The sequence below is a fragment of the Paraliobacillus zengyii genome (assembly GCF_003268595.1).
GTDB lineage: Bacteria > Bacillota > Bacilli > Bacillales > Amphibacillaceae > Paraliobacillus_A > Paraliobacillus_A zengyii.
In genome coordinates this window covers 1,891,496-1,907,230 of the sequence record NZ_CP029797.1, presented here as the reverse complement: position 1 = coordinate 1,907,230, position 15,735 = coordinate 1,891,496, and the positions used below count along the sequence as shown (strand labels likewise).

The following is a 15,735-nucleotide window of genomic DNA, read 5'->3' as shown; positions in this document are numbered from 1 at the left end:
AGTGTCTATTTCTATTGTAGGTTTATTTATCAATCCAAACAATATATAATATAGATAAGAACGATCTGATTTTGATATATGTTAGGAGGAATCAAATGGAATTACGCCAATTACGTTATTTTATGGAAGTTGCTGAAAGAGAACATGTGTCAGAAGCAGCCCTCCACTTACACATTGCTCAATCTGCAATAAGTAGACAGATTGCTAATTTAGAGGCGGAATTAACGGTACAACTTTTTGATCGAACAGGTCGTAATGTTAAACTAACCCCAATCGGGAGAACCTTTCTTCATCACACTAAAATAGCTATGAAAGCAATTGACCATGCTAAAAAGCAGGTGGATGAATATATCGATCCAGAACGAGGTTCGATTAAAATTGGATTCCCTACAAGTTTAGCAAGTAATTTATTACCTAATGTGTTAGCAGTGTTTAAAAAGAGACATCCTAAGATTACCTTTCAGCTTCGTCAGGGGTCTTATAATTTTCTGATAGAATCAGTTAAAAGCAGAGAGATTGATGTGGCTTTTCTTGGACCAGTACCTACTAATGATCCTGATATAACAGGGGATATTTTGTTTTCTGAGGATTTATATGCCTTAGTTCCAAAAGATCATCCGATGGCAAATCGAAAAAGTATTTATTTAACAGAATTAAAACAGGACCCGTTTGTGTTATTTCCAAAAGGATATATCTTCGAGAAATTGGCAATTGATGGTTGTAAAGAAGCAGGTTTCGAACCTAATGTAACTTCAGAAGGAGAAGATCTTGATGCTATCAAAGGACTTGTTGCTGCTGGTATGGGGATTACTCTCCTACCGGAAAGTGCTTTTAGTGAAGTGAACACTACATTCACATCTAAAATTGCAATAAGTAATCCACAATTGTGCAGAACAGTTGGAATTATAACACCAAAACATCGTAATCTTGCTCCTTCTGAAACAGTTTTTTATCAATTTGTTATTAACCATTTTAAAAAATTAGATTAAAATGGTTGAAACTATTATCTTTTTGTATGTGAATGTTTAGCTTTTTGTTCAAGTTGTGATTTTGGTTCTTGGTCTGCCTTATCTTCGGAATAACCTTGTGGATTTATACCTGAATTCATTCCATTATTACCTTTTTGCTTAGTTTGCCGTTTCAAATAATCACCTCCATACAATTATTTTGCTTATAAAAATGATTGTTATTCTTTATAATGGACATTCAGAGCTAAATCAGCTAAATTTAGATCACACATGATTTTTACTGGGGGAATTAGAATGACAGATAGACAAGAAATAGCAACTTTTGCTGGTGGATGTTTCTGGTGTATGGTAAAGCCTTTTGATCAATGGGATGGTGTTCATCAAGTCATTTCAGGCTATACCGGAGGCGCACTAGAAAATCCTAGTTACGAAGATGTTAAAGGTGGAGAAACTGGTCACTATGAAGCAGTTCAAATAACTTATGATCCTACCTTGATTGATTACCAACAAATTGTTGATCTTTATTGGCCACAAATTGATCCAACAGATCCTGAAGGACAATTTCACGATCGGGGACCACAATATCGAACGGCAATCTTTTATCACAATAGTGAACAAAAAAAAATAGCAGAAGCTTCAAAAGAAAAATTAAATACTAGTGGGAAGTTCAAAAAAACAATTGCAACTGAAATTTTACCAGCTAAATCCTTCTATACTGCAGAAAGTTACCATCAAGACTTTTATAAAAAGAACGAAAAAGAATACCTAGAAGATCGCGCTAAATCCGGAAGAGACAATTTCATTGAAGAAAACTGGAAATAATATATTTAAGGGGCCAGAACAAGGTAAAACTTGTTCTGGCCTCTTTTTTGTTTTTATTTAATATACATCTATATTCACATATTTCAGCCTTTTAATAATACTATATTAGGACAAGCAAAACATACTATCAAAAAGACAGTGTACTTTTTAAAAAAGTATTTAATAGAAAGAAGGCCTATACATAATGGTAAATAGAAGCAACAGTGAATCATCTGAAATACATTTTAAAGATCATATAATTCATTATGTAATTATTTCTTGTGGAGCATTTATTCAAGGAATTGCGATGGCTATATTTCTATTCCCCCACTCCATTCCCTCTGGAGGTGCAGCAGGTATTGCTGTTCTATTAAATTATTGGTTTAACATACCAATTAGTTTTGCACTTTGGTTTGTTAACTTTTCATTAATCATTTTAGCTATTTATTGGTTAGGAAATACTAGTACAGCAGGAACTATATTTGGTATCATCATTACATCTATAACCGTTCAAATATTTAGTGCGGATATATTTTTACATTATTCTAATATATGGGCTGATTTACTATTAGGCTCCTGTATGTTAGGTATAGGAATTGGGATTCTTTTGAGACAACAGGTATCAAATGGAGGTATTGGTGTCATTGCTTTAATTTTTGCTACGTATCGAGACTTTTCTCCTGGAACAACACTTCTTTTATTTAATGGGCTGATCTTTATTGTAACAGGATCAATTATCCACTTTATTATTGTATTCCAAGCCATATTTGTACAGTTTATCTCTACAGGAATCATTAATGTTGTTTATAATTTAAAAACAATACCAAGTATCACTCCAATTTTAAGTTGGCGAAAAAAATAATTTTGTTCACTTTAAGCTTATTAATTTAAGGGAAAACATAAATATTCCTATTATAAAATATATCCTAACTGTCATAAAAGTTAGCTAGGATATGATATTTACCTATATTTAAATACTTTTATTATTCTTCTCCTTCTCGTTCTATTTCTATCTTTTTCCCACCAACAGATAAATATGATAATACTTCAAGGTCAGGCTTTAACTTAGTAAGTCCTTGTATATAAGGTTCAATTAAGTCCTTGAAATCCTCTTCAACACCTTCTGATTCAAGTAAACCATAAATGTACATTTTCTTTTCCTCAATCAAAAAAGCCATATAACCAACTGCGTTCTTTTTATCATCTACAATATTTAATACTTGTGCATCTTCCTTTAAAAGTTCTGGTGTGAAATATATTTGCATGCTAAGCACTCCTTTTTTATTCTGTTATGTGCACTTTTTGAAACAATGACTCAGAATTTTTATCTTTAGTAGCATTCTTTACATGAATGAAAATTAAACAAAGAAAAGCAACAATAAATGTTAAACTAGCGGTACTTAAAAACATCCACGTTCTAGATATGCCCATTAACCAACCGTATATTGGTGGTCCTGCCGCTACTCCGAGAAATCGAACCGAGCCATAAAGCGATGTTACAAACCCTCTTCTCGCTTTACCAACTGAACCAGTAATTAAACTATTTAAACAAGGAAGAACCAGGCCAGTTCCAATACTACTTATAATAAGTATAGAAAAAAAGGGGATTAAATTTTTAACCAATGTTAATGTAGCAAACGAAATCGTCATGAATAATAAACCAAAGATTATTAAACGTTTCATTACTTTTAGATTTTTCCCTATTTTACTACCCGTAATATAAGATGTAGTCATCATAAATAGCAATGGAATAGCTAATATTGCTCCTTTAAGAACACCATCAATATTATGCTTCGTTTCTAGAATATCCGATATATAAAAGAGAATTCCAAATAAGGTAAACAAACAAGTTGCACCTGCTAAATAAGATGTAAATAGCCATCTACCATCCTTTTTGAAAACGGAAAATAATCCCTTTATATAATTACCGATTGTCGGTGGAGCTTGTTTTTTCTTTGTTTCTTTAATAAAAATAGCGGTTAGCAAGACCGATACAATACAAAAGATCGGAAATCCCCAAAAAGGAGCATACCAAACTAATATAGCTAATAATGATCCCACTATTGGTGACAAGACTTTTCCAAGTCCATTTGATGCTTCAACTAAGCCTAAAACTCTACTTTGCTCATTGCCTTTAAACAAGTCGCCTGTTAGAGCCATTGCTATCGGTGTCGTTCCAGCAGCTCCTATCCCTTGCATTGCTCTTCCGATCAGAATCCAAATGAAAGCACTACCGCTAAACCATGCTGCCGCAGCACCCGCTAATAGACCACCTAACCCATATAATATTAAAGAAGGAACAATTATAGCTTTACGGGAGAATCGATCGGAAAAATAACCTAATATGGGAATGAAAATAGCGGCTGTTACAGAAAATATTGTTATTGTTAGGCTAACTTGAAATGAACTTAAACCTAATTCCTCTTGCATTTTTGGTAAAATTGGAATTAACATTGAGTTACCAAGTGTCATAATTAATGGAATGGAGCTTATTGCTACTATCACTAACTTATTCGATTTAGCCAATTACTTAAGCTCCTCTCTATTTAGCCTGTCGTAATACTACTTCACCATTATCTTTCCTAAAAGAATAAGACTTATTCTTTTAAGTGAAATATTTAAACAAATAGCTAGAGCTATTAAAAAACTAAAATAAGCAGTTGAGCTATAGCTCAACTGCTTATTCTTCATCGTTTATTCTATTATATATTTTCATTCTGATTTTGTTTATCTTCAAGAATTTGTATGATCTTTTTGTTTTGTTTAGTTTGTTCATTTAAGTTTCTAATAATTGTACCTAAACCCAAGATTATAAATAATAATAGTATAGTTATCAAACAATTTCACTCCTTAAAATCAGGGGATTTTTTGTTTAGATTGCTTGTATCATCTCTACCCGGTTACCAAACGGATCTCGAAATTCAAATCGATCATAACCAGGAAGTGGGATGGATTCTGAGATATCAATTTTGTTCTCTTCTAATATGTTTCTCCAATGTGCAAGATCCTCTACTTGGTATGCTAAATGTGCTTTTGTAGCTAATCTATCAATACCATCTTCTGTCCCAACATGTAATTCCATGTTTCCGACTTGTAACCAAAATCCACCTCTGCCTTTTAGTGATTCAGGCTTTTCTTTTTCTTTTAACCCTAATAGATCACAATAAAAATGCTTGCCTAATTCTTCTGCATTTTTTGGTATAGTAATTTGCACATGATTTAAACCTATAATCATTTCTATTTACCTCCTTATTAACGTATATCATTATTTAGAGAACTGTAACTGAGGACATCAATCCAACATACATACTGAATACTGAAAGGCCACTCATTAGTAAAGTACTTATTACTTTCTCATGGAACCAAAAAACTAAAACTGTTGAAAGTAGAAAAACAACAGATAATAGTATAAAAAAAACACTTATAAGATTAGGAGCAAATAATACATTATCCCCCATATTAACTGATGCAAAAATGCGAAATAAAATAGAGATATCACCACTATTAGCTAGTTTCTCTGTATTTAACGGTGGCTCTTGCTCACTCATAAAGCCTGTCACAGAGAATATAAGTAAAATAATCACACTTTCAGCTCGCCACCATCGTTTAGGTGAAAAATCAGATTTCTTTGCTTTCTTGCGAACAAGTATAGCATTAATAAAAACAAACAGTAATAAAGCGACATATAATAAATGCTTGATTAGCAAAGCTTGACCATATGAAACACGCCATGGTGAAACAATTGTTCCTGTTGTTAAGCTGAAACTCATAAATATGCCAGTAAACGTAACAAGTAAAAGACATAGTAAAGCAATAGCGGAAAACCAATTAATAAAAACATGCCAATTTGTTTCATCATTAGCTAACCAACTTACAACTAATAATGTACCTGCCCAAAAGCAAACAGCAAGCAAATGGATCGTGTGTGCTAGAGCACCAGGATAGCTTGCCATACTAGCTACATGACCAACAACACTTTGTGTCAAGATTATACCTAACAGTAGAAATATACCGATTCCGGAAGATATAAGTACGTTTTTTCGAATTAATAATAGTAAAAGATGGAAAATACAAAGGAGCAACAAAATGAACCATGCTCTTCCTATCTCTATTTCTTTTATAACATACACAAAACTGGTGAAGCCGTAATCGTCTCGATATTTACTAATCGTGTTTACTAAATCAATAATAGGAATAACTGCAAGTATAGGTATAACAAGTGTTATACCAAACATAAGACGATCTTTGACTTTTATATTCATACTCATTTCTTTAGGAAATAAGGATAGGAAATGCACACCAATCAAAATAGCAAAGCACACATATAAAAGTCCATTTGTTACCGCATAAATCATTTTTTCTTCCTATTTATCAGAAAAACACTTATTGCAATCCCAATTAGAATTACTGCAATAGCTGGCAAAAGCCATCCATTTTGTTCATTAGTAATTTCTGTTTCTTCTATAGATGCCTGCTCTGTCTCTTCCACTATGTTATTTTCTTCTACTTCATCTTCTTCTGCCTCGATACTCTCTTCTTCAGAAGATTGTGTTTCATCCGTAGAACTAGAATTATCGTCTGCTTTTTCATAAGTAAATACAAGACTATCTTCTATTACATGCCCATCTTCACCAATTATACTATAAAAAAGTACGATCTCACCGTCTTCAAGATCAGTAGGTAATGTTGCTTCTATTACATTTTCAGGAGAATGATTGATTTCTGTAATTGTTATCTCTTCATTGTTCTGTGATATAGAAATTGTATTTGGTTCTTGGACTGGTGAATCAAATGTTAATGTAATTATTGGATTGTCTGAAGAAACCACTTCATCTGTAGCTGGATCAGAACTTTCCAAATGCGTGTGAGCAAACACTTGGACAGGAATTAATAATAAAACAATTACTGCTAAAAAATTAATATAGACTTTCAAATTGCGCACCCCTTTTTAAATTTAATTCTATTTATATTTAGTGGTATCTAAAGATAATTGGAGCAGCTATAATTCTTTTGTAGTGCTTTTTTCTCTTTGATAAATTACCACTTTGCATAAAGAGAATCGAAAAAGCTTCCCATAGAAATATCCAGCCACCAACTGTTAAATTTAGTGAAACTAGATCTTGGAAAATCTTATTTTCTTCTGAAAACTGTATGTAGCTTGATGCTATTGTGAACATAACAGAAACAATAATGTAGATAAATGATTTTTTCCTACTTTGTACTGTCTGTTTATTTAGTAAATAATACTTGTAATTGAAATTGTTTCGGATACCTTTTATAATATTTTTTTCCATTTCAACATCTTTTTTTTCATCTAACATATCAAACTTCAACTTCACATTTTTTCGTGAGTCAATCTCAAACGAAAATTCTTCAAGGAAAGCTTTCAAGCTTGCATCTAGATCTCTTATATTATAAACAGAGGAGTCCCAAGTATTAAATACTTCATCATAATCCTTTATCGAAATCTCAATGATATAATCACCCGTAACTGGATCAACTGTATAAAATTGGTCTAAGAAATTATTTTTCATGTAACCCCTCACTTTTAATTATCTTATTGATTTAAGCCTAACCAATTAAAGGTCATTATCTCTATCTTACCATTTCTTATTTGTACATGATAGCGAAATGAATGATAACTAATGAGTAATTTAGAGCTTTTTCACTTTTTTTAGTCAATTTAAATTTAATGATTTATTCTTGATCTGAGGTTTTTTGATCCGTAATCGTTCCTTGATGAAAATATAATTGCCATCTACCATCTATATACTTCCATATCGAACTTCGAAGTGTATTTCGGTTTCTTGTATTATCTTGTATTAAATAAGTAGCTAGGACAACGTCAGGTGCTAAACTATGAACTTGATAATTATATAGGGACATTTCTGCTAATACGACGCCATTTTTAAGGCATTCTGCTTTATCCAACATATAACCAGAACTTCCTATTTCGATAAAATCATTAGCTAATATTTCATCTAGCTTTTTAACATCTTTTCGAACGTCAAGACTTAAATGACTTTCCTCTAATGCTTTTAATTGCACTTTTAAGTTATTAGTCATCTTACCATATCCCTTCTACCTCTATATTTTCAAAAAGTCATCTATTTTTTATTAAGAAACTATCAAATTAAGAAAAAAGGACTTCTAGACAGCACTATCTAAATTTAATGTTTTGGAAATAGAATGCATCTTGAAACATCTAAGGGAATTATTACATTAATTCCCTTTTTGAAGTCCAATTCTACTTATCATTCAACAGCAATCTTTTAATAGATCTTATTTGACCACGATGATTTATTTCGTCTTCCATAACATGAAACCAAAGATAATAATTATTATAAGGAACGTCATTCGGCCATTTATGTTCTTCAAATAGCCAACTATCATGTTTTGATTTTAGCTGTTTTAATGTGTTTTCTCTAACCTCTGATAATTCATGAAGGTAATACGAAACGGGTTTGTTTTTCTTTTCACTTCTAGCTTTATCCCCAAGTTCTAATGAAGTCTTCCATTTCATAAATTCGCTTTCATTGAGATCTCTTTCTTCAAATGATATTACTTGATGTACAAATTCAATCGCAGCAATATGATGTAAAAGAGCACCAATCGAATTCGAACTACTATCTACCAAATAGTCTAATTCCTTTTGGGTTAGATTCGTAACTTCGTCAATTGTCACAGCACGCGTATGTTCAAGCATGGAAACTAGTGATCCAATTTTACCAGTATAAATTTCGTTTTCAACTATTCTGTAATCAATCATGTTTACCCCCAACTTCTTAAGGTGACCCTATTCCAACAGCAAGTAATAGTAATATAGCAAACACAAATATACATCCATTTAAGAGAATTCCTGTAATTGTTACAATTCGCTTCTTAGACATTAGAGCAAAAATTATACCTAAAACAGATAATAACGTAAATATACTGATAGCAAGCGTAATATTTGCATTTGGTCCTCTATTAAAAATAAAGAAAATGAAATTGATAATAACCATTAATAAAGACAGCAGGCCAAATTTATTAATATTAGTCATATTGCACCTCCTCATTATTTTTTCATCTTATCTATTATATAATGATCTTATTGTTAATTAAGTAATGTTTTGGCTAATAACCGATAAGAATTCACCTTTTCTTCAAATGAGTAGATATTTGTTATAATCATAAATTCATTGCAGCCATAACTTACTTGGATATCTTCTAATTGTTTCTTAACTGTTTCAGGGGTCCCAATGATACATCTCTTTCTATTTTTATCAATTATCATTTGTTCTGATTCTGTATAAACTTTTTTCTTTGCTTCTTCTACTGACGGCACACGCGTTCCAATTCCTTTTTCTACTCGCAACAGCCAAAGATCTTGCGATAAGGCAAGCTCTTCTGCCTTTTCCTTTGTCTGTGAACAAATCACAAAGATACAGACAGCCACATGTGGTTCATCAAAGTTTTTATTCGGTTTAAATTTTTCTTTATAAGTTGCAATCGTTTCTTTTCCTTTAGTTGGATTAATGAAATGACCATATGTAAACCCTGCACCAATGTTTGCAGCATTAGTTGCTCCTCGTTCAGATAAACCTAGAACCCAAATTGGCGGATTTGTCTTCGTTCTTGGACTTGCTTTAACAGTGTGAAATGGATGATTCTTAGGTAAATCATCGTGCAAAAAACCGTATAACTCTTCTAATTGACGTGGAAATGAACTCATACTTTTTTTAATATGATCGGTTAATGCTAATCGTGTTTCATTTGAACCTCCTGGTGAACGGCCTAAACCTAAATCAATTCTATTTGGATACATAGCTTCTAACATTCGAAAGTTTTCCGCCACTTTCAATGGTGCATATTGTGGTAATAAAACGCCACCAGAACCAATACGAATAGAACTAGTCGCACCAGCAAGACGTGTCATCAATATTTCAGGTGAAGAGCTTGCTAATCCGTTTGTGTTATGGTGTTCAGCTACCCAATATCGTGTATAGCCTAAATTTTCGGTCATTTTTGCTAACTTAACTGTATTATCTAATGCTTCTTCTGGTGATGAGTCTTGTGAAATTGGTACTTGATCTAACACACTTAATCGCATAGTTTTCCTTCTTTCATGCTCAATTTCTTTTAGTATACAAGAACACACTACAAAACCAAAATAGCTTGTTTAATAAAAAATCCAGACTTAGAGGAGTATTCTATTACTTCTCCATTTCTGGACATTTTCCTTCTTCTTATTGTGAAGGATTAAGTATTCGGTTTAAAAATTGTTGTGTGCGTTTTTCTTTTGGCGCTCTTAAAACTTCTTTTGGTGGTCCTTGTTCGACAATATAGCCATCATCCATAAATATTACTTCATCCGAAACTTGTTCAGCAAATTGTACTTCATGTGTTACAATAACCATTGTCCAATTTTCATTTGCAAGCTCCCGAATAACCGTTAATACTTCTCCAATTAATTCTGGGTCTAGTGCAGATGTCGGTTCATCAAACAACATTAAGTCTGGTTCAATTGCTAGTGCTCTTGCTATGCCAACACGTTGTTGTTGACCACCGGAAAGTTGATGTGGATAAAGGTGCATCTTTTCCTTTAAACCAACCTTCTCTAAAAGACCCTCTGCCATTTCCTTAACTTCTTTCTTATTTCGCTTCTGAACAATGATTGGTCCCTCAGTTACATTTTCTAATGCTGTTTTATGTGGAAAAAGATTATAAGATTGGAATACCATTCCGGACTTACGTCTTAATTTCAATGCATCTTGGTTGCTGATTTTATCCTTAAAATTAAGAGTGAATCCATCATCAAAGGTGAAGATACCACTATTGGGTTGTTCTAATCCATTTAGACAACGTAACATCGTTGTCTTTCCTGATCCAGAAGGACCCATTATGGATATAACCTTCCCCTTGTTAATCTCTACATCAATATCCTTCAAGACTTCCAGTTCACCAAACGCTTTAGCTAAACCTTTAACCGATAATAACATTTCTTTCCCCCCTTTATGTTGCTGTATAACGTTCGAGACGTTTCTCTATTGCTTGTTGAACTAGGGATAAAAGAAAACAAATTACCCAATAAAGAATAGCAGCTTCAATATAGATCAACATAAAATCATATGTCACTGCGGCGATTTCTTGCGCTCTTCGAAAAAGTTCCGTAACAAGTATTAGTGAAGCAAGTGATGTATCTTTTACTAAACTAATAAAGGTATTTGATAATGGAGGAACGGAAACCCTTGTTGCTTGCGGTAGAATAATCCGTTTCAACACAGTGTTTTGTGTCATACCTATGGTGTAACCTGCTTCCCATTGCCCTTTTGAAATAGATAAAATAGAAGCACGAATAATTTCTGATGCATAAGCACCTACGTTTAAACTAAATGCAATAATTGCACTTGGATATGGATCAATTGTTAAGTTCAAACTCGGTAACCCATAAAAGATTATAAATAATTGCACAAGTAAAGGCGTTCCTCTGATTGCAGAAACATATATAACTGCTGGTTTGCGTACAATAAATGACTTAGATAGACGCATAATTGCTGTTAGTAATGCTAATATCAACCCTATTGAAAACGAGATAAGCGTAAGCGGTATTGTATATTTAATTGCACCTAAAATCATAGGAAGAAGGGAGTTTAGAAATAACTCCCATCCTTCTAGATCTGCAGTGATAGTAAACAATGTATTACTGAGAGGAAACATCTTCACCAAACCAGCTTTCAGAAATCTCCGCTAAAGTACCGTCTTCTCTCATCGCTTCTAATTGCTCATTAATCGCTTCAACTAATTCCTCATTACCTTGGTTTAACGCAAATGCCGTTTCAGAAACATTATCTTCTTCCGCAACAATTTGAACACTTTCATCGCCTTCTTGATTTAAATAATCAAGAACAGCAAGTTTATCATTGACTGTAACATCCGCACGTCCTGTCTTCAATAACTCAATTGATTGTGCGAGACCTTCCACACTTACAATCTCAGCACCATTTTCTTTAGCTATCTCACCGAAGTTACTTGTTAGCGACTGTGCTGAACTTAATCCTTCTAAATCTTCAAAAGAATTTATATCCTCCGAATCTGTTGGTGCAACAACAACAGCTGATGAATACGTATAAGGATTTGAAAAATCATAACTCTCTAAGCGATCCTCATTAATACCAACTTGGTTAGCAATTAAATCAAAACGTTCTGAATTCAAACCAGCAAACATAGAATCCCATTGTGTTTCCATGAACTCTACTTCAACACCCATTCTTTCAGCTACTTCTCTAATGACTTCAACGTCGTAGCCCGTTAATTCACCATCGTTATCATGAAAAGTAAATGGTGCGTATGTGCCCTCTGTTCCTACTGTAAGAACACCCTTGTCCATTACTTCATCATATAGACTTGCTGACTCATCTGATGTAGAAGTATTATCAGTATCTGACGTGTCTTCTTCATTTGTGCCACATGCTGCTAATACTAGTATAAAACTCATTATAACTATTCCTGTTACTAATTTCCTCATGCTGTTAACCCCCAGTTATTTTGTCGGAATAATATTACTACGAAATCGTAGCATATACATATTAAAAAGTAAAAGATTTTGCAGTTATAGTCTTTACTATCTTTACTTTAATTTAGTTTATTATGCGTTTCTTATATATAAAAAAAGAAACTGAAAAGTGTTTACCACTTCTCAATTTCGGGACGATCTCCTTTATTATTGCCTTTTTTGAAAAAACGGTTTTCTAATTCTTCTTTAACTTCATCCAATGAAACAGATTGATCACTCATTAAAACAAAGGTGTGGTACAACAAATCACTAACTTCTAAAATAATTTCTTCTTTATCACTATTTTTTGCTGCAATTACCACTTCTCCTGCTTCTTCAATTACTTTTTTAGCTATTTTATCAATACCTTTATCAAATAAATAGTTCGTGTATGAGTTAGCAACGCGAGTTTCTTTCCGTTCTTCTACTTCGGCCATTACTTTATCAATAATAGACGGCTCTACTAGTTTTTTATTTGTTTTTTCAGCTTCAAAGATAGAGTTAAAGAAACAAGTCCGTTCCCCCGTGTGACATGCTGGACCATTTGGCACAACATCTATTAAGAGTGTGTCTTGATCACAATCAAGTTTAATAGAAATAACAGTTTGTGTATTACCAGAGGTTGCCCCTTTGTGCCATAATGATTGTCTTGATCGAGAGTAAAACCACGTTTCTTTCGTTTCCAAAGTTTTTTGATACGATTCTTCATTCATAAATGCGAGCATTAACACATCTTTTGTTTGATTATCTGTAATAACAGCTGGAATTAATCCTTTAGAGAAGTCAGGCTTCACGTATATGCACTCCTTTTTCTTGACAACTAGCTTTCACTTCTTCTATTGAAAAGGTATTTTCATGAAAAATTGATGCAGCTAAACCTGCCGACACATCTGTTTCTTTGAATACTTCTGGGAAATGATCTGGATGACCAACGCCACCTGATGCAATAACGGGGATACGAACAACATCAACAATTGCTTTTGTCAGCTTCAAATCAAATCCGTTCTTCACACCATCTGTATCAACACTTGTCAGCAATATTTCACCAGCGCCACGTTTTTCCACTTCTTTTGCCCATTCAACTGCATCCAAACCACTATCTTTACTTCCTCCGTGTGTCATTACATGCCATCCATCGTCAAATAGCTTTGCGTCAATTGCTACGACAATACATTGCGCACCAAAACGAGCACCAGCAGTTGTTATCAGATTAGGATTGTTAACTGCAGCTGAATTGATACCAACTTTATCAGCGCCTGCTTTTAATAAACGGGTAACATCATCAATGGTTCTCACACCACCACCAACGGTAAATGGTACAAAGACATTTCGCGCTGTTTGACGCACAATGTCAACCATTGTATCACGTCCTTCGTTCGTTGCTGAAATATCAAGGAATATAATCTCATCAGCGCCCGCTTTGGAATAACTAGCAGCCATTGCTACTGGGTCTCCTAATTCACGTAAGGATACAAAATTTGTACCTTTCACAACTTTACCTTCTTTGACATCTAGACAGGGTATAATGCGTTTTACAATCATGCGGACGTTTCCCCTTTCAACGTAACCGTACCTTGATAAATTGCCTTACCAACTATTGCTTCTTCTATGCCAATTGCGGCCAAAGCTTCGATGTCTTGATTATTACTTATACCACCTGATGCAACGATCTTACAGGAAACATGTGCGAGTAACTTTTCTAGTGCTCTTACATTAGGTCCTGTCATAGTGCCATCTTTTGAAATATCAGTAAAAACAATCGTTTGGACACCTAACTTTTCCATTTGTTTAGCAAATGTAAGATAATCGATTTCTGATACAGTTTCCCAGCCATGAATCGCTACTTTATCATCTTTCGCGTCAATTCCAACAACGATATGTTCAGCATATTTAGCTAAGGCAGCTTTTAAGAAATCCGGATCTTCAATTGCCGCTGTACCAAGTACTAATCGATCTGCTCCCGCAGCAATTAATTTTTCAATTGCTTCCATGCTTCTAATACCGCCACCTATTTGAATTGGTATCGTTGATAATTTACATAATTCACTTATTAATTGATATTGACGCGCTTTTTCTCCATCACGCGCTCCATCTAAATCAACAATGTGAACAATCTCAGCACCGTTAGTAATAAACGTTTTTAATTGTGTAATTGGATCAGATCCAACTTCGGTCGTTTTACTGAAGTCACCTTGGTATAATCTAACACACTTGCCATCTATTAAATCAATTGCTGGTAATATTTTCATTGGGATACCTCCTGTAAAAATGCTTTTAAAATTGCCACGCCAACTTCTCCACTTTTTTCTGGATGAAATTGAATCCCATAAGTAAGACCGCTCTTAACAATTGCTGTCACATCTGGACCATATTCTGCTGTTGCAACAATATATTGTTTGTCTGTTTTTGCTGCAAAGCTATGAACAAAGTAAACATGCTGATCTTGAAAAGATTGAAAATTAGGTTGATCATTTATTATGTCTAATGCGTTCCAACCGATATGAGGTAAAAGGTATGGCGTGTCTATTCTTTCTATTGTACCTGGAATTAAATCTAATCCCTTTGTATTTCCGCCTTCTAATCCCTCTGTAAATAACAGTTGCATACCTAAACAAATACCAAGAAATGGCTTATTTTCTGCTAATGTTTGCAGTATTTCTTTTAGATTACGTTTCTCTATTTCTTCTACAGCAGCTTGAAAGGAGCCAACACCAGGTAGGATAATATGCGAACTTTTAGCTAACTCTGTAGGATTATCCGTAACGATCACATCATAACCAAGATTGTGCAATGCTGTTTTAACACTCGCGATATTACCCATCCCATAATCTACTATAGCTATCATTCTATTAGCCCCTTTGTAGAATTAACGCCAAGGATTTCTGGATTAATTCGAATTGCTTCTGCTAAAGCTCTACCGAGTGCTTTAAATAGTGCTTCTACTTTGTGATGCGTATTTATCCCATATAAAATACGCGCATGAAGTGTAATGCCTGCTTGAAATGCAAATGCTTGAAGGAATTCTCTCACCAATTCCGTATCAAAATTACCTAGCTTTTGATTTTCAAATGTCGCATCTAAGACTAGAAAAGGCCTACCACTTATATCAAGCGAAACAAAACCGAGTGTTTCATCCATTGGCACATAGGCTGTACCATATCGATTAATTTGTTTCTTATCGCCTAAAGCCTCTTTAATCACTTGTCCTAGTACAATACCGACATCTTCAACAGTATGATGACTGTCAATATGTAAATCACCGTTTGCTTTAACAGTAAGTCCAATTCGACCGTGACGGGCAAATAATTCTAGCATATGATCAAAGAAACCAACACCAGTAGATATAGTTACTTCTTGACTATTATCTAAATTACAAGCTACTTCAATTACTGTTTCATTTGTTTTTCGTTGTTTACTAGCTGTTCGCATTGT

23 protein-coding genes are annotated in these 15,735 nt (G+C 33.8%); 3 read left to right on the top strand and 20 right to left on the bottom strand.

Features of this window, described 5'->3' with window-relative positions; genetic code table 11:
* Nucleotides 1–95: 95 nt before the first annotated feature.
* On the top strand, nt 96–989 hold the full coding sequence (gene gltC, locus DM447_RS09660) for a glutamate biosynthesis transcriptional regulator GltC (RefSeq protein ID WP_112181027.1): 894 nt from the start codon (nt 96–98) through the stop codon (nt 987–989).
* A 14-nt stretch (nt 990–1,003) separates the two neighbouring features.
* Here gltC and DM447_RS09655 read toward each other — a convergent pair whose 3' ends face one another.
* Nucleotides 1,004–1,144 (bottom strand): small, acid-soluble spore protein L, encoded by a 141-nt coding sequence (locus tag DM447_RS09655; RefSeq protein WP_369974615.1) that lies wholly within the window; start codon nt 1,142–1,144, stop codon nt 1,004–1,006.
* 118 nt (nt 1,145–1,262) lie between these two features.
* Between DM447_RS09655 and msrA the strand changes: the two genes are divergently transcribed.
* On the top strand, nt 1,263–1,790 hold the full coding sequence (gene msrA / locus DM447_RS09650; protein ID WP_112181026.1) for a peptide-methionine (S)-S-oxide reductase MsrA: 528 nt from the start codon (nt 1,263–1,265) through the stop codon (nt 1,788–1,790).
* A 184-nt stretch (nt 1,791–1,974) separates the two neighbouring features.
* A complete protein-coding gene (locus DM447_RS09645) occupies nt 1,975–2,631 on the top strand; it encodes a YitT family protein (RefSeq protein WP_112181025.1) in 657 nt (218 codons plus the stop codon).
* A 121-nt stretch (nt 2,632–2,752) separates the two neighbouring features.
* Here the strand turns inward: DM447_RS09645 and DM447_RS09640 are convergent, their stop codons facing one another.
* From DM447_RS09640 to hisB, 19 genes are all read right to left on the bottom strand, one after another.
* Nucleotides 2,753–3,034 (bottom strand): hypothetical protein, encoded by a 282-nt coding sequence (locus DM447_RS09640; protein WP_112181024.1) that lies wholly within the window; start codon nt 3,032–3,034, stop codon nt 2,753–2,755.
* Between the two features lie 16 nt (nt 3,035–3,050).
* On the bottom strand, nt 3,051–4,241 hold the full coding sequence (locus DM447_RS09635; protein ID WP_112182712.1) for an MFS transporter: 1,191 nt from the start codon (nt 4,239–4,241) through the stop codon (nt 3,051–3,053).
* 230 nt (nt 4,242–4,471) lie between these two features.
* Nucleotides 4,472–4,606 (bottom strand): hypothetical protein, encoded by a 135-nt coding sequence (locus DM447_RS18670; RefSeq protein WP_255421346.1) that lies wholly within the window; start codon nt 4,604–4,606, stop codon nt 4,472–4,474.
* 35 nt (nt 4,607–4,641) lie between these two features.
* Nucleotides 4,642–5,004 (bottom strand): VOC family protein, encoded by a 363-nt coding sequence (locus DM447_RS09630; protein WP_112181023.1) that lies wholly within the window; start codon nt 5,002–5,004, stop codon nt 4,642–4,644.
* Between the two features lie 34 nt (nt 5,005–5,038).
* Nucleotides 5,039–6,124 carry a copper resistance D family protein gene (locus DM447_RS09625; protein ID WP_112181022.1) on the bottom strand — a complete coding sequence of 362 codons (1,086 nt, stop codon included), beginning with the start codon at nt 6,122–6,124 and terminating at the stop codon, nt 5,039–5,041.
* Entirely contained in the window at nt 6,121–6,702 is a 582-nt protein-coding gene (locus DM447_RS09620; protein ID WP_157967308.1) for a copper resistance CopC family protein, read from the bottom strand. The genes DM447_RS09625 and DM447_RS09620 overlap by 4 nt, the downstream gene beginning before the upstream one ends.
* A 37-nt stretch (nt 6,703–6,739) precedes the next feature.
* The gene (locus tag DM447_RS09615) at nt 6,740–7,303 is read right to left on the bottom strand and encodes a hypothetical protein (protein ID WP_112181020.1); all 564 of its coding nucleotides are present in this window, start codon (nt 7,301–7,303) and stop codon (nt 6,740–6,742) included.
* Nucleotides 7,304–7,466: 163 nt separating this feature from the next.
* Entirely contained in the window at nt 7,467–7,835 is a 369-nt protein-coding gene (locus DM447_RS09610) for a nuclear transport factor 2 family protein (RefSeq protein ID WP_112181019.1), read from the bottom strand.
* Nucleotides 7,836–8,016: 181 nt separating this feature from the next.
* A complete protein-coding gene (locus DM447_RS09605) occupies nt 8,017–8,538 on the bottom strand; it encodes a DinB family protein (protein WP_112181018.1) in 522 nt (173 codons plus the stop codon).
* A 16-nt stretch (nt 8,539–8,554) separates the two neighbouring features.
* Nucleotides 8,555–8,812 (bottom strand): hypothetical protein, encoded by a 258-nt coding sequence (locus tag DM447_RS09600; RefSeq protein WP_112181017.1) that lies wholly within the window; start codon nt 8,810–8,812, stop codon nt 8,555–8,557.
* 53 nt (nt 8,813–8,865) lie between these two features.
* On the bottom strand, nt 8,866–9,861 hold the full coding sequence (locus DM447_RS09595) for an LLM class flavin-dependent oxidoreductase (RefSeq protein ID WP_112181016.1): 996 nt from the start codon (nt 9,859–9,861) through the stop codon (nt 8,866–8,868).
* A 136-nt stretch (nt 9,862–9,997) separates the two neighbouring features.
* A complete protein-coding gene (locus tag DM447_RS09590) occupies nt 9,998–10,750 on the bottom strand; it encodes an amino acid ABC transporter ATP-binding protein (protein WP_112181015.1) in 753 nt (250 codons plus the stop codon).
* Between the two features lie 13 nt (nt 10,751–10,763).
* Nucleotides 10,764–11,468 (bottom strand): amino acid ABC transporter permease, encoded by a 705-nt coding sequence (locus DM447_RS09585; protein ID WP_112181014.1) that lies wholly within the window; start codon nt 11,466–11,468, stop codon nt 10,764–10,766.
* A complete protein-coding gene (locus DM447_RS09580; protein WP_112181013.1) occupies nt 11,452–12,276 on the bottom strand; it encodes an amino acid ABC transporter substrate-binding protein in 825 nt (274 codons plus the stop codon). The genes DM447_RS09585 and DM447_RS09580 overlap by 17 nt, the downstream gene beginning before the upstream one ends.
* Nucleotides 12,277–12,437: 161 nt before the next feature.
* Nucleotides 12,438–13,097: a bifunctional phosphoribosyl-AMP cyclohydrolase/phosphoribosyl-ATP diphosphatase HisIE gene (hisIE, locus tag DM447_RS09575; protein ID WP_112181012.1), complete on the bottom strand. Its 660-nt coding sequence runs from the start codon at nt 13,095–13,097 to the stop codon at nt 12,438–12,440.
* Nucleotides 13,087–13,845, bottom strand: a complete 759-nt coding sequence (gene hisF / locus DM447_RS09570; RefSeq protein WP_112181011.1) for an imidazole glycerol phosphate synthase subunit HisF — start codon at nt 13,843–13,845, stop codon at nt 13,087–13,089. The genes hisIE and hisF overlap by 11 nt, the downstream gene beginning before the upstream one ends.
* Nucleotides 13,842–14,552 carry a 1-(5-phosphoribosyl)-5-[(5-phosphoribosylamino)methylideneamino]imidazole-4-carboxamide isomerase gene (gene hisA, locus DM447_RS09565; RefSeq protein WP_112181010.1) on the bottom strand — a complete coding sequence of 237 codons (711 nt, stop codon included), beginning with the start codon at nt 14,550–14,552 and terminating at the stop codon, nt 13,842–13,844. Before hisA ends, hisF begins: the two co-directional genes overlap by 4 nt.
* Nucleotides 14,549–15,148 (bottom strand): imidazole glycerol phosphate synthase subunit HisH, encoded by a 600-nt coding sequence (gene hisH, locus DM447_RS09560; protein ID WP_112181009.1) that lies wholly within the window; start codon nt 15,146–15,148, stop codon nt 14,549–14,551. Before hisH ends, hisA begins: the two co-directional genes overlap by 4 nt.
* Nucleotides 15,145–15,732 (bottom strand): imidazoleglycerol-phosphate dehydratase HisB, encoded by a 588-nt coding sequence (gene hisB / locus DM447_RS09555; RefSeq protein ID WP_112181008.1) that lies wholly within the window; start codon nt 15,730–15,732, stop codon nt 15,145–15,147. The genes hisH and hisB overlap by 4 nt, the downstream gene beginning before the upstream one ends.
* Nucleotides 15,733–15,735 lie beyond the last annotated feature (3 nt).

Excerpts from the sequence above, each read along its gene's own strand:
- gltC (WP_112181027.1), top strand. The coding sequence starts at position 96 with ATGGAATTACGCCAATTACGTTATTTTATGGAAGTTGCTGAAAGAGAA.
- msrA (WP_112181026.1), top strand. The coding sequence starts at position 1,263 with ATGACAGATAGACAAGAAATAGCAACTTTTGCTGGTGGATGTTTCTGG.
- DM447_RS09645 (WP_112181025.1), top strand. The coding sequence starts at position 1,975 with ATGGTAAATAGAAGCAACAGTGAATCATCTGAAATACATTTTAAAGAT.
- DM447_RS09640 (WP_112181024.1), bottom strand. The coding sequence starts at position 3,034 with ATGCAAATATATTTCACACCAGAACTTTTAAAGGAAGATGCACAAGTA.
- DM447_RS09635 (WP_112182712.1), bottom strand. The coding sequence starts at position 4,241 with ATGACACTTGGTAACTCAATGTTAATTCCAATTTTACCAAAAATGCAA.
- DM447_RS09630 (WP_112181023.1), bottom strand. The coding sequence starts at position 5,004 with ATGATTATAGGTTTAAATCATGTGCAAATTACTATACCAAAAAATGCA.
- DM447_RS09625 (WP_112181022.1), bottom strand. The coding sequence starts at position 6,124 with ATGATTTATGCGGTAACAAATGGACTTTTATATGTGTGCTTTGCTATT.
- DM447_RS09615 (WP_112181020.1), bottom strand. The coding sequence starts at position 7,303 with ATGAAAAATAATTTCTTAGACCAATTTTATACAGTTGATCCAGTTACG.
- DM447_RS09610 (WP_112181019.1), bottom strand. The coding sequence starts at position 7,835 with ATGACTAATAACTTAAAAGTGCAATTAAAAGCATTAGAGGAAAGTCAT.
- DM447_RS09605 (WP_112181018.1), bottom strand. The coding sequence starts at position 8,538 with ATGATTGATTACAGAATAGTTGAAAACGAAATTTATACTGGTAAAATT.
- DM447_RS09600 (WP_112181017.1), bottom strand. The coding sequence starts at position 8,812 with ATGACTAATATTAATAAATTTGGCCTGCTGTCTTTATTAATGGTTATT.
- DM447_RS09595 (WP_112181016.1), bottom strand. The coding sequence starts at position 9,861 with ATGCGATTAAGTGTGTTAGATCAAGTACCAATTTCACAAGACTCATCA.
- DM447_RS09590 (WP_112181015.1), bottom strand. The coding sequence starts at position 10,750 with ATGTTATTATCGGTTAAAGGTTTAGCTAAAGCGTTTGGTGAACTGGAA.
- DM447_RS09585 (WP_112181014.1), bottom strand. The coding sequence starts at position 11,468 with ATGTTTCCTCTCAGTAATACATTGTTTACTATCACTGCAGATCTAGAA.
- DM447_RS09580 (WP_112181013.1), bottom strand. The coding sequence starts at position 12,276 with ATGAGGAAATTAGTAACAGGAATAGTTATAATGAGTTTTATACTAGTA.
- hisF (WP_112181011.1), bottom strand. The coding sequence starts at position 13,845 with ATGATTGTAAAACGCATTATACCCTGTCTAGATGTCAAAGAAGGTAAA.
- hisA (WP_112181010.1), bottom strand. The coding sequence starts at position 14,552 with ATGAAAATATTACCAGCAATTGATTTAATAGATGGCAAGTGTGTTAGA.
- hisH (WP_112181009.1), bottom strand. The coding sequence starts at position 15,148 with ATGATAGCTATAGTAGATTATGGGATGGGTAATATCGCGAGTGTTAAA.
- hisB (WP_112181008.1), bottom strand. The coding sequence starts at position 15,732 with ATGCGAACAGCTAGTAAACAACGAAAAACAAATGAAACAGTAATTGAA.